This window comes from Streptomyces sp. NPDC093795 (assembly GCF_044764665.1).
In the GTDB taxonomy this organism is placed as follows: domain Bacteria; phylum Actinomycetota; class Actinomycetes; order Streptomycetales; family Streptomycetaceae; genus Streptomyces.
The window spans coordinates 1-12,361 of sequence record NZ_JBIWIO010000011.1 but is presented as its reverse complement, the minus strand read 5'-3'; the positions used below and the strand labels follow the sequence as shown (position 1 = coordinate 12,361).

General features: G+C 71.5%; 8 protein-coding genes. 3 read left to right on the top strand and 5 right to left on the bottom strand.

Going from position 1 to position 12,361, the window contains the following annotated elements:
* The first annotated feature begins 173 nt into the window (after positions 1-173).
* The gene (locus ACIRB7_RS26755; RefSeq protein ID WP_403603309.1) at positions 174-1,064 is read left to right on the top strand and encodes a metal-dependent hydrolase; all 891 of its coding nucleotides are present in this window, start codon (positions 174-176) and stop codon (positions 1,062-1,064) included.
* Positions 1,064-2,128: a PDR/VanB family oxidoreductase gene (locus tag ACIRB7_RS26750; protein ID WP_403603307.1), complete on the top strand. Its 1,065-nt coding sequence runs from the start codon at positions 1,064-1,066 to the stop codon at positions 2,126-2,128. Before ACIRB7_RS26755 ends, ACIRB7_RS26750 begins: the two co-directional genes overlap by 1 nt.
* Positions 2,129-2,142: 14 nt before the next feature.
* Here ACIRB7_RS26750 and ACIRB7_RS26745 read toward each other — a convergent pair whose 3' ends face one another.
* The gene (locus ACIRB7_RS26745; protein ID WP_403603305.1) at positions 2,143-2,556 is read right to left on the bottom strand and encodes a hypothetical protein; all 414 of its coding nucleotides are present in this window, start codon (positions 2,554-2,556) and stop codon (positions 2,143-2,145) included.
* Between the two features lie 37 nt (positions 2,557-2,593).
* Here ACIRB7_RS26745 and ACIRB7_RS26740 point away from each other — a divergent pair, with 37 nt between their 5' ends.
* Positions 2,594-3,307, top strand: coding sequence for a TetR/AcrR family transcriptional regulator (locus ACIRB7_RS26740; RefSeq protein ID WP_403603303.1), 714 nt, complete (start codon positions 2,594-2,596; stop codon positions 3,305-3,307).
* Here the strand turns inward: ACIRB7_RS26740 and ACIRB7_RS26735 are convergent.
* The 4 genes from ACIRB7_RS26735 to ACIRB7_RS26720 all read right to left on the bottom strand — a co-directional run bounded on the left by ACIRB7_RS26735 (position 3,292) and on the right by ACIRB7_RS26720 (position 12,224).
* A complete protein-coding gene (locus ACIRB7_RS26735; protein ID WP_403603301.1) occupies positions 3,292-3,624 on the bottom strand; it encodes a 5-carboxymethyl-2-hydroxymuconate Delta-isomerase in 333 nt (110 codons plus the stop codon). The two genes, ACIRB7_RS26740 and ACIRB7_RS26735, sit on opposite strands and share 16 nt — an antisense overlap.
* Positions 3,625-3,974: 350 nt before the next feature.
* Positions 3,975-9,275, bottom strand: coding sequence for a pullulanase-type alpha-1,6-glucosidase (pulA, locus tag ACIRB7_RS26730; protein ID WP_403603299.1), 5,301 nt, complete (start codon positions 9,273-9,275; stop codon positions 3,975-3,977).
* A 68-nt stretch (positions 9,276-9,343) separates the two neighbouring features.
* Positions 9,344-11,062, bottom strand: a complete 1,719-nt coding sequence (locus ACIRB7_RS26725) for a carbohydrate-binding module family 20 domain-containing protein (RefSeq protein ID WP_403603297.1) — start codon at positions 11,060-11,062, stop codon at positions 9,344-9,346.
* 136 nt (positions 11,063-11,198) lie between these two features.
* Positions 11,199-12,224, bottom strand: a complete 1,026-nt coding sequence (locus ACIRB7_RS26720; RefSeq protein WP_403603747.1) for a LacI family DNA-binding transcriptional regulator — start codon at positions 12,222-12,224, stop codon at positions 11,199-11,201.
* Positions 12,225-12,361: the final 137 nt, after the last annotated feature.

Below are 12,361 nucleotides of genomic sequence, written 5' to 3'. Positions count from 1 at the left end.
CTGGGCGACCCCGCCAGCGGTCGCCCTGAGGTGGCCCGCCAGCGGTCGCCCTGAGGTGGCCCGCCAAGGGTCGCCCTCAGGCCCGCGCCCCGACGCGACCCCGCGCATCACCGCCCCCAAAAAGACCCCGCACACACCTGTCGCCCCCGCCTACCCCTCAGTACATTGACGGCATGTCTAATACGCAGCCCGCACCGGTGGCGTCGGAGCACGTCGAGCTCAAAGCCCGCAAGGTCTCCTTCGACTGGGAGGAGACCCCGCTCCACTGGGTACCCGGCGATCCCTTCACCACGCACACCATCAACGTGCTGCACCTGCTCCTCCCGGCCGGCGAACGCTGGTTCGTGCACGTGTACAAGCAGGCACTCCCGTTCATCACCGACGACCGGCTGCGCGCGGACGTCATCGGCTTCATCGGCCAGGAGGCCGTCCACTCCCAGGCCCACGACGACGTCCTCCCCCACCTCCGCGAGCAGGGCCTCGACCCCACCCCGTACACCGCGCAGGTCGACTGGTTCTTCGAGAAGCTCCTCGGGGACCGGACCCTGCCGCCCGGCCGGCCGCGCCGCTGGTGGCTGATGGAGCGGGTCGCGATGATCGCCGCCATCGAGCACTACACCGCGTTCCTCGGCAACTGGGTCCTCAACGCCGACGCGCTCGACCGGGCCGGCGCCGACCCGACGATGCTGGACCTGCTGCGCTGGCACGGCGCGGAGGAGGTCGAACACCGCTCCGTCGCCTTCGAGCTCTTCATGCACCTCGACGGCGGCTACCGGCGCCGCGCCCGTACCTGGGCGCTCGCCTTCTCCGCGCTCGTCTTCCTCTGGCAGCGGGGCATCCGCTTCTTCATGGAGAACGACCCGAGCCTCCCCGACGGCGACGGCAAGGCCTCCTTCGGCCAGTTCGTCCGCAAGGGCCGGCAGGGCGTGCTGCCCTCCACCCCCGCCATGCTGCGCTCCATACCCCGCTACCTCAGCCGCGCCTACCACCCCTCCCAGGAGGGTGACACCGCGCAGGCCATGGCCTACCTGGCCTCCTCCCCCGGCGCCAACGGAGGCCGCTGATGCCCCGGTTCACCACCGTCGCCCTCGTCGCCGGCGCCGCCCTGCTCGCCCGCCGCGCCGTCCGCCGCCACATGTCGACCGCCCCCCTGTGGCCGATGCCCGCCCTCGACGAGCCCGTCTCCGGGTACGGCCGGGGCAGCACCGTCCCCCGCAAGGTCCGGGTGACCGGCCGCGCCACACCCGCCGATGGCGTCGTCGAACTACGCCTGGAAGGGCGCGGGTTGCCCGCCTGGCAGCCGGGCGCCCATGTCGACCTCGTCCTGCCCTCCGGCCTCGTACGGCAGTACTCGCTCTGCGGCGATCCGGCCGACTCCACCAGCTACACCGTGGCGACCCGGCTCATCGACGAGCGACAGGGCGGGCTCGGCGGGTCGCGCGAGGTCCACGAGCAGCTGCACGTAGGCGTGGAGATCGAGATCCGGGGGCCGCGCAACCGCTTCCCGCTGATCGCGGCCCCCGCGTACGTCTTCGTCGCCGGCGGCATCGGCATCACCCCGGTCCTGCCGATGCTGCGCGCCGCCGAGGCGTCCGGGGCGGACTGGCGGCTCGTGTACTGCGGGCGGAGCCGCGCCACCCTGCCGTACCTCGCGGAGATCGAGGCGCTGGGCGGCGGCGACCGGGTGACCGTCGTCCCCGAGGACGAGTCGGGCTACCCCGACCTCGGCTTCCTCGCGCACACCCCCGCCGAGACCCTCGTGTACTGCTGCGGCCCCGACGGTCTGATGGACGCGGTGGCGGCGGCGATGCCGGAGGGCCGCGCGCCGCTTCTCGAGCGCTTCTCGGCTGCGGCGACGACCGGCGGCACCGCCTTCGCACTCGAACTGCGCCGCTCCGGCCGTACGGTGACGGTGGCGGCCGACCAGTCGGTGCTCGCGGCGGTACGCGAGGAGGTGCCTGGCCTCATGTACTCCTGCCGGCAGGGGTTCTGCGGGACCTGCCGGCAGCGGGTCCTGGAGGGCGAGGTCGACCACCGCGACGAACTGCTCACCGACGCCGAGCGGGGCGACTCGATGCTGATCTGCGTCTCGCGCTGCGCGGGCGACCGGCTCGTGCTGGACCTCTAGGGGTCAAGGCGGGGTCAGGGCAGGATCAGCCAGTCGAAGGCCAGCGCGGCGGCCAGGCCTCCCACCAGGAGCCAGGTGGCGAGCCGCGTACGGCCGTTGCGGGACAGCTCGATCACGATCCCGCACAGGATCATGGCGAGGCCGTACACGCCGACGACCAGGACCGACGTGCGGCTCGCGAGACGGACGACGAGGACCACGGCCATCGTCACGAGGAGCACGGACGCGACGGCGACCCGCAGCCGCCGCGCCTGCTTCGGTGTGAGCCCGTCCACGGAGGCGTCCTCCTCGGACTCCTCGGACTCCTCGGACTCCTCCAGCTCCTCGGACTCCTCCGGCTTCCCGGGCTCCTCCGGCGCGGACGTCTCGTCGTCGGTCTCGTCGGAGGCCGCGGCGGCCGTGGTGTCCTGGTCGGGGGAAGCGCTCATGGAGCAGCAGCGTAACGGACCCCGTTAGGCTGTTCGTATGACGACCGGGGTGCGCCGCAGGATGGGCGTCGAGGAGCGCAAGCAGCAGCTGATCGGGGTGGCTCTCGAACTCTTCAGCCACCGCTCTCCCGACGAGGTCTCCATCGACGAGATCGCCGCCGCCGCGGGCATCTCGCGGCCGCTGGTCTACCACTACTTCCCCGGCAAGCAGAGCCTCTACGAGGCGGCGCTGCGGCGGGCGGCCGACGAGCTGGCGGCCCGGTTCGTGGAGCCGCCGCAGGGGCCTCTCGGGGCGCGGCTGCTGCGGGTGATGGGCCGGTTCTTCGACTTCGTGGACGAGCACGGTCCGGGGTTCGCGGCGCTGATGCGGGGCGGTCCTGCCGTGGGTTCCTCCACGACGAACGCGATGATCGACGAGGTGCGGCAGGCCGCGTACGAGCAGATCCTGGCGCATCTGGAGGTCGGGAAGCCCTCCGCCCGGCTCGAACTGGTCGTCCGTTCCTGGGTGTCGCTCGCCGAGTCGACGGCGCTGCTCTGGCTGGACGGCCGCCGGATCCCGCGCGGGGAGCTGGAGTTGCAGCTGGTGCACGACTTCGCGGCGCTGGCCGCGGTGAGTGCCGCGTACGACGAGGAGATGGCGGAGACCCTGGTCCGGATCCTGGCGGACGAGCCGGCGGACGGCCCGTTCGGGGAGCTGGTGGCCCGGCTCTCCGCGTTCGTGCTCCAGGTGCCGGATCAGCGCTTGCGGTAGGACGGTTCGAGGTCGCGGACCTCGACGGAGAGCCGTACGCCGTCGGTCGTCTTGAGGTGCGCGGGCAGCAGGCCGAGCACGCCTTCCGAGAGCCGGGCCTTGAGCTCGTCGGTGCGGCCGGGCAGCAGGGCGATCTCGACGTGCACGATGACGTCGTGGTCCGTGCCGTCGCCGGCGACGAGTTCCTCGACCTCGCGGAAGCGGGTCTTGCAGGCGTCGAGCGTCGTGTCGACCGTCTCCACGACGAAGGGGTGCAGGGCCAGCGCGAAGCCGCGCCGGTCGAGGGGGGCGGAGTAGTCGACGGTGATCTGCGGCATGAGGGTCTCTCCCCGGTGATACGGATGTCTGGCCACACCCTTGCGGTGATCGCCACGCCGGCACAAGTGCCCTTCCGGCAAACGGACACGCCCGACCCGCGCCCGCTGGGGTGGGCACACGGGACGGCGCCCAATGCGGCGCCTCCGCCCCCTGTGCCTGGACCCGCACCAGCAGGTGCGGGTTCAGGCGCGGAAGCCTAGGCCCGGCAAGGGGCGCCGTTCCGTTGTGCCCACCCGTTCCGCCCTGGGGGTCCCCCCGGACGGAGTCTGGGGGAGGAACAGTTGCCCACAACGGGGGTGGGCGGGGGATGGGGGGCCGGCCCTGTGGGGCGGCCCCCCATCGGCGGGGGTCAGCGGATGGTGAAGACCGCCACCGTCCGTGCCGGGACCGTGAAGGTGCCCGAAGTCGGGTCGTAGGACGACGACTTCACGACCGGGTCGGAGCCGGCCTCCTGGACCGGGTGGAGGGCGTAGCCCTTGCCCGCCAGGTCGGTGACCTTCTGGGAGGTGCTCGCCGGGGTCGCGTTGAGGACGACGACCAGGTCACCGAGGCGCATCGTGATCACGCCCGGGGTCTCGTCGCGGCCGGAGAGCGGGAAGGACAGCGCGGACTGCACCTGCCCGGTGGTGGCGAGTGAGAAGACCGGCTCGGTGGTACGGATCTTCTGGAGGTCCCGGTAGGCGGCGGAGGTGCCGTCGATCTCCGCGCAGCCGACCGTCAGGGCCGGGTTGACGAGCAGCGGCTTGCCGTAGCCCCACTTGGCCTTGTTGTCGGCGGCCGGCGGGAGGCCGATGCCGAAGCCGTTGCCCTCGCGGCAGTCCCAGTGGATCGCGTTGAACCAGTCACCGCTGTCGTACGAGTTGCGGTCGAGAGACTTGGAGCGCAGCAGGTCCGAGCCCGCCTGGGAGAGCGCGGGGCCCTGGGAGAGGGTCGCGGTCGCCATGGCGAGGAGCTGCATCCTCGACCGGTCGGCCGGGGACGTGCCCGCCGGGAGCTTGAAGGCGAGGGCGTCGTACAGGGTCTCGTTGTCGTGGGCGTCGGCGTAGGCCAGGGCGTCGCCGGGGGCGGCGGCGTATCCGGCGGGGGCGCCGTTGTAGTCGACCTCGGAGCCCTTGACCGTACGCCCGGAGGTGTCGGTGAAGGTGTACGCGGCGAGGTTGCCGGTCAGGCCGACCTTGATCAGGTCCTGGTAGTGGAGGAGGCGGGCCTTCTGCTGCTCCGGGGTGCCGTTGGCGGTGGAGGTGTTGGGGTCGGTGTAGAGGCCGGAGGCGAAGCCCTGGACTCCGGGGTCCTCGTCGAAGGGGCCGCCGCCGCGGACGGCGTCGCGGGCCCGGTCGGAGAAGGTCGCGATGCCGGTGCCGGCCATGTTCTTCTGGGTGGCCTGGACGAAGCGGGAGTCGTCGGCGATCTCGCCGAAGTTCCAGCCTTCGCCGTAGAGGACGATCGCCTTGCCGTCGACGCCGTCACGAGCGAGGGTCAGCTCGTCCAGGGCCTTGCGCACCGCCAGGATGTTCTCCTTCGGGTGGTGGCCCATGAGGTCGAAGCGGAAGCCGTCGACCTTGTACTCCTTCGCCCAGGTGACGATCGAGTCGACGACGAGCTTGCCCATCATGGCGTTCTCGGGCGCGGTGTTGGCGCAGCAGGTGGAGGTGGCGACGGAGCCGTCGGCCTGGAGGCGCTGGTAGTAGCCGGGCACGATCCGGTCGAGGACGGACTTGTCGGACTGTCCGGCGGCGACGGTGTGGTTGTAGACGACGTCCATGACCGTGCGCAGGCCCTGGCCGTTGAGGGCCTGGACCATCTGCCGGAACTCGACCGTGCGGCGGGTGCCGTTCGGGTCGGTGGCGTAGGAGCCCTCGGGGACGGTGTAGTGCAGCGGGTCGTAGCCCCAGTTGTAGGCGTCCTTGGCCGCGGCGGCGGCGACGCAGGCCTGCTGTTCCTCGGAGTCGGGGGCGTACACCTTGAGGTCGCAGGCGGGGGTGGACTGGTCGGACTTCTTCTCGGGGATGGTGCCGATGTCGAAGGCCGGGAGGAGGTGGACGTAGGAGGTGCCGGAGTCGGCGAGGGCCTTGAGGTGCTGGGAGCCCTTGCTGTCCTTGTCGGTGAAGGCGAGGAAGGTGCCCTTGTGGCCGGCCTTCGCCGTCGGGTCGGCGATCGAGAAGTCGCGGACGTGCAGCTCCTGGATCTGGGCGTCGCGCAGCGGCACGGCGGCCGGCTTCTTCAGGGACGTCCAGCCCTTGGGGGCGAGCCGGGGGTCGGTGAGGTCGACGGCGAGGCTGCGGGCCGAGTCGGCGGTGAGGGCGGTGGAGTAGGGGTCGGTGACCTTGTTGGTCACGACCTTCTGGACGGTGGGCGCCCAGACCTTCACCACGTACCGGTAGGGCTTGCCCGTCCAGGACTTCGGGCCGGTGACGGACCAGACGCCGGAGGCGTCGTCCCGCCGCATGGGGACGGTCTTCCCGTCGAGTTCGAGGGCCACGGTCTGCGCGGTGGGGGCCCAGACGGAGAGGCTGGTGCGGCCGCCCGGGAAGACGGGCCCGAGGGCCGCCTTCTCGGCCGTCTTCGCGTACAGGTCGTCGAGGATTCCGGCGGTCTGCACGCCGGTGGCGGCGAGCAGGGCGCCGTTGGCGGCGCGCTGGGTGGCGATGATCTGGCCGCGCAGGGAGTCGCGGACGCGGTCGGCGTCGCGCGGGTCGACGGTGAAGGCCGGGTACTCCCTCAGGTGCGGGAACTTCGCCTTCTGCGCGTCGGTGAGGGCGGCCTGGTTCAGCCGGAGCCACTGGCCCTCGGTGTTCAGGGCGCCGTCGATGGCGGTGATCCCGCCGTCCTTGGCGTACACCAGCTGCTGGCTGGTGGCGTCGGTGGCCTTGACCTTCCAGACCACGGTGTTCCGGTCGATCCACTGGGCCTCGGCCTTGGTGAGGTCGAGGTTCGGGGCCGCGCCGACGGTCGGGAGGAGGTACTTCTGCTGTCCGGAGAGCGTCCAGATCTCGTGGCCGTAGGTGGCGAGGTCGAGGGACTGGTCGGTGGGCAGGTCCTTCTCGTCGCCCTTGTGGAGGATGTACGAGAGGGAGCTCGCGCCCTCGGTGAGCGGCACCTCGTAGACGGCGCCGTACGCGTCGGTGCGGACCGGCATCAGCGGCTTGGACCAGTCGGTGGGCTGGGCGGCGCCGGTCCAGGTGTGGAGGCCCCAGCCGTCGTAGTTCCCGTCCGGGCGCTGGTAGTGGATGACGGCCTTGGTCCGGTCCGGGGTGACCGGGGCCGGGTTCGTGTCGGACTGGCCGTCCTGGCCCTGCGTGATCCAGACCTCGCCGGTGCGGCCGAGGCTGATGCTGCGCTGCGGACCTTCGGCGGCGCCGTCCTTCTCGACGGTGTACGTGACGGTGGAGGCGCCTTCGGGGACCTTGACCCAGGCGAAGGCGCCGTGGGCGTCGCGGCCGGTGAACGCGGCCTCCTGGCCCGCGGCCTTCAGGGTCCAGCCGTCGTAGTTCCCGTCCTCGCGCTGGTAGTGGACGATCGCGTGGGTGCGCTCGACGGCGACCGGCTTCTCGGGCGCGGGGGCCTGTCCCGCGGTGCTCGCGGCGGTGGCGCTCGCGGTGCGGCCCGCGCTGTCGACGACGACGGCCTTGTACCGCAGGGCGGTGCCGGCGGGGGCGGTCACGTGCTGGGTGACCTTGTAGGGGGCGTGGTCGGCGGTGCCGAGGGTCTGCCAGCGGCCGTTGCCGGTCTGGGCGGCGAAGACGACCCGGTTGAGGCCGCCGCCGCTGACGTCGGCGGTGAGTTCGACGGTGCCGGTGGCTCCGGCGGCCGGGGCCTTCAGGGACACGGCGGGCTTCGCGGCCGGGGCCGCGAGGGGCTTCTCGGCCCGGAGGACGAGGGAGGAGAGCGCCGGGACGGTGACGGTGACCTTGCCGCCCGATGCCGCGACGCCGCCCTGACCTCCGTACAGGACACGGAAGTTCGCGGAGTCGACGGGGACGGTCACGGTCTTCGCGGTGGTGGCGCTGTTGGTGGCGACCAGGTACTCGGTCCGCTGCGCCGCGTCCGTACGGGAGAAGGCGTAGACGGAGCCCTCGGCGTACCGTTCCTGCTGGACGCCGTCGCGGAGGGCCGGGTGCGTCTTCGTGAGCCGGGACAGCTCGGCGACGGAGGTGTACACCGGGTGCGTGGTGTCGTACGCGTCGGTGGCGTGGGTGCGGTCGGTGCCGAGCTGGTCGTCGTCGAGGTAGTCGGCGGAGTGTGCGGCGAAGAGCGGCTGGCGGGCGTCCTTGTCGCCGCCGGCGCCGGTGAAGCCCTGCTCGTCGCCGGAGTAGATCACCGGGTTGCCCCGGGACAGGAACATCAGCTCGTTGGCGAGGCGGGCCCGCCGGACGAGTTCGGAGTCGGAGGCGTTCGGGTTGTCCTGCTTGAGGAAGGCCCCGATGCGGCCCATGTCGTGGTTGCCGAGGAAGGTGACCTGCTCGTAGGCGTTGGCCTTGTCGGTGGTGTACCGGTAGTCCTCGGCGAAGACCTTGGCGAGGCGGTCGGCTCCGGCGCCCTGGGAGGCGAAGGCGCGGGCGGCGTCCTGGAAGGGGAAGTCGAGGGTGGAGTCGAGCCGGCCCCGGGTCACGTAGGGGGAGGTGACGGTGGGGTCGGCGGAGTACACCTCGCCGAACATGAAGAAGTCCTCGCGGCCCCGCTTCTCGGCGTAGGCGTCGAGGGCGGTGGCCCACTCGGTCCAGAAATCCAGGTCGACGTGTTTGACGGTGTCGATGCGGAAGCCGTCGATCTTGAAGTCGCGGACCCACTTCTCGTAGATCCGCTTCATGCCCTCGACGACCTCGGGGCGCTCGGTCCACAGGTCGTCGAGGCCGACGAAGTCGCCGTACTCGGCGGACTCACCGACCCAGGTGGAGTCGCCCCGGTTGTGGTACATCGTGGGGTCGTTGAGCCAGGCCGGGACCTTGGCGTTCGCGTTCTCGGCCTTCTGGACGGGCGTGTACGGGAAGGAGTCCGCGTCCACCTTCCCGATCTTCGCCCGGTCGTCGAAGGGGCGGCCGGTGGTGTCGAGGTAGGGGTGGGAGCCCTTGGGGCGGTAGCCGTACTTCTTCTCGGCGTAGTCGACGGTGTCGGCGGTGTGGTTGGTGATGACGTCGAAGAAGACCTTCATGCCCTTGGCGTGGGCGGCGGCGATCAGCTTCTCCAGGTCCTCATTGGTCCCGAAGTGCGGGTCGACCTGGGTGAAGTCGGTGATCCAGTAGCCGTGGTAGCCGGCGGAGGCGTCCTTCCCCTCCCCCTGCACGGGCCGGTTCTTGAAGATCGGCGCCATCCAGATGGCGGTGGTGCCGAGCCCCTTGATGTAGTCGAGCCGCTGGGTCAGGCCCTTGAGGTCGCCGCCCTGGTAGAAGCCCTTGTCGGCGGGGTCGAAGCCGGTCTGCGTACGGCTTCCGGTGAGGCCGCCCCGGTCGTTGGAGGTGTCGCCGTTGGCGAAACGGTCGGGCAGGACGAAGTAGAACTGCTCGCGCGTGAGGTCCTGGCGGGCGGGCTCGGCCGCGAGGGCACGGTCGGACGGCGGGGCGGGGGGCCGGGGCGCGGCGGCCGCGGGGACGGCGGGCGCGAGGGCGGCGCACAGGGCGGCGGCGAGCGCGACCGCCGTTCTCTTGCGTGTCACGGGGGAGCTCCCTGGAGGTACGGGAAGGGGGGCCGCCCCGGCGGGGCGGCCCTGAGGGGGAGACGGACTCAGCTGCGGAAGGTGTCGTTCAGGACGATCTGGCCGGAGGCGGGGACGGTCGCGGTGCGGTTGGCGCCGGACTCCCAGGTGACGTTCCCGGCGGCGTCCTTGCGGACGTACTTGTACTCGAAGGCCGTGCCGGCGGGGAGGCCGAGGGTCAGCTTCCAGACGGGGTACGTGGCCGGGTCGAGCTTCAGGGCGGCGGCCGGGGACCAGTTGCCGAGCTCGGCGCGGTTGCCGGTGACGTAGATGTTCTGGCCGACCGCGGTGGTGGCGGTGACGTTGAACGAGGCGCCCGCGGTGGCGGGGGGCGTCGTCGGCGGGGCGGTCGGGGTGGTGCCGCCGCCGCAGTTCGCGGCGTTGACGTGCAGGGCCAGGGCGGTGTTGGCGCCGAGGGTGGCCGTGAACTGGCCGGACGAGTTCACCGTCACGGGCGTGTTCGACTGGACGTCGCAGTAGGTGCCGCCGGGCAGGGAGGTCTGGTAGGTCCGGGTGAGCGCCGAGGACTCGTGGTTGATCGCCACGTACGCCTTGGAGCCGCGGCCGAACGCGATGGCGTTGCCGCCGTTGTCCCACCAGTGGGTGACGGCGGTGCCGCGGGCGGTGTTGCGGAAGGCCACCATGGAGGAGATCTCGCGCCAGGCGTGCTGGCACTTCCAGCCGTCGGTGTAGCAGGCGTTGACCTGGCCGCCGCCCGGCGGTCCTGCGTCCTTGTCGGTCCACTCGTAGCCGGAGTGGACGTCCGGGGAGCCGTAGGGCCAGGCGAGGGCGAAGACGGAGGCGAGGGTGTAGTTCGCGCCGTCCTTGTAGGAGAGGGTGTCTCCGCCGCGCTCGGTGTCGTGGTTGTCGACGAAGACACTCGACTGGCCGGAGGACATGTAGCCCCAGGCCTCGCCGAAGTTCTTCAGGTGGGCGAGCTTCTCGTTCTGGAGGATGCGCTTGAGGTCCCGGGCGTAGCGGAACTCCTGGACGTCTCCGCTGCCGAGGTACTCGCTCGGGGAGACGGCCTCGCCGGCGCCGTGGATGGCCTCCAGCTTCCAGTACGCGTTCGGCTTGCTGAGCCGCGACTTGATGTTGGCGAGGTCGGCGGCCGGCATGTGCTTGGCGGCGTCGACGCGGAAGCCGTCGACGCCGAGCGAGAGGAGGTCGTTGAGGTAGCCGGCTATCTTGCCGCGGACGTACTCCTCGCCGGTGTCGAGGTCGGGGAGCTGGACGAGTTCGCAGTTCTGGACGTTGCCGCGGTCCTGGTAGTTGGTGATCGAGGAGCGGCAGTCGTCCATGTCGGAGCCGGAGTACAGGCCCGGGTAGTCGTACTTCGAGAACGGGGTCCCGCCCGTTCCCGTGCCGGAGCCGTTCGCCATGTGGTTGATGACGGAGTCGGCCACGACCTTGACCCCGGCCGCGTGGCAGGTGTCGATCATGTTCTTGAAGGCGGTGCGGTCGCCGAGGCGTCCGGCGATCTTGTAGCTGACCGGCTGGTACGAGGTCCACCACTGGCCGCCCTGGAGGTGTTCCTGGGGCGGGGAGACCTGGACGTATCCGTATCCGGCGGGGCCGAGGCGGTCGGTGCACTCGCGGGCGACGGAGGCGAAGTTCCATTCGAACATCACCGCGGTGACGTCCTTCTCGCCGGGCGGGGCGGCCTGCGCCGGGGTGTATCCCGTGACGGCCACAGCGGCGGCTCCCGCCACGAGGGCGAGTGCAGCGGCCACGGTTCTTCTGGCCATGCTTCCTCCTGTACGACGTCGGTGTCGCAGTCGGGTGTCGAAAGAAGTTGCCGAAAACTTCAGCAACTGTTTTCAGCCGTGACCGTACGAGTGCCCCGACGCCCGGTCAACCCTCCGGACACCGCAACGCAAGTTGTTACGAAAGGACTTGCGACTCGTGGTGGGCGTGCGCGGGAGGCTGCGCCGTGGAGCCGCGTACCACCAGCTCCGGCTGGAAGACGAACTCCGTGCGCTGCACGGGATTGCCCTCGATCTCCTCGAGGAGCGCGCCGACGGCCGCCGTCGCCATGGCCTGGACGGGCTGGCGCACGGTGGACAGCGGAGGGCTGGTGAAGGCGATCAGCGGCGAGTCGTCGAAGCCGACGACGGAGACGTCCCCGGGCACGTCGAGGCCGCGGGCGCGGACGGCGCGGATGACGCCGAGCGCCATCAGGTCGGAGCCGCAGACGATGCCCGTACAGCCTTCGCGGAGCAGGATGTCGGCGGCGGCGTGCCCGCCCTCGACGCCGAAGAGCGTGGGCCTGATGAACCGTTCCGCTTCGGCCCGTTCGACGCCGAGGAGCTCGTACAGCTCGGCGGTGAAGCCCTCGGCCTTGCGGCGCGAGGGTACGTACCGGGTGGGGCCGATGGCGAGGCCGATCCGCTCGTGGCCGAGCTCGACCAGGTGGCGTACGGCCATGCGGGCGGCGGCCCGGTCGTCCGGCGAGACGAAGTTGGCGTCGATGTGCTCGTTGTAGCCGTTGATGAGGACGTACGGCACGCCCCGGGCGGTCAGGCGGGCGTAGCGGACCGGGTCGGCGGAGGCGTCGGCGTGCAGGCCGGAGAGGAAGACGATGCCGGCCACCCCGCGGTCCACCAGCTGCTCGACGAGCTCGTCCTCGGTGGCGCCGCCGGGCATCTGGGTGCAGAGCACCGGGGTGTAGCCGTGCCCGGCGAGGACCTGTTCGACGACCTGCGCGAACGCCGGGAAGATCGGGTTGGTCAGCTCGGGCACGACGAGCCCGACGAGGCCCGCGCTACGGCGTTTGAGCCGTACGGGACGCTCGTACCCCAGGACGTCGAGCGCCGCGAGCACCTTGTGCCGGGTCGCGCCGGCCACCCCCGCCTTGCCGTTGAGGACCCGGCTGACGGTGGCCTCGCTGACGCCGGACTGGGCCGCGATGTCCGCGAGCCGCGGGGGGGCGGGGCCCGCGCCCCCCCCCCCGGGGGGGGGGGCCCCCCCCCCCCCCCCCCGGGGGGGGGGGGGGCGCGGGCGGCGAACGCGCGGCTAGTGGAGGGGAGTGTTGGGGGTGTGGTAAA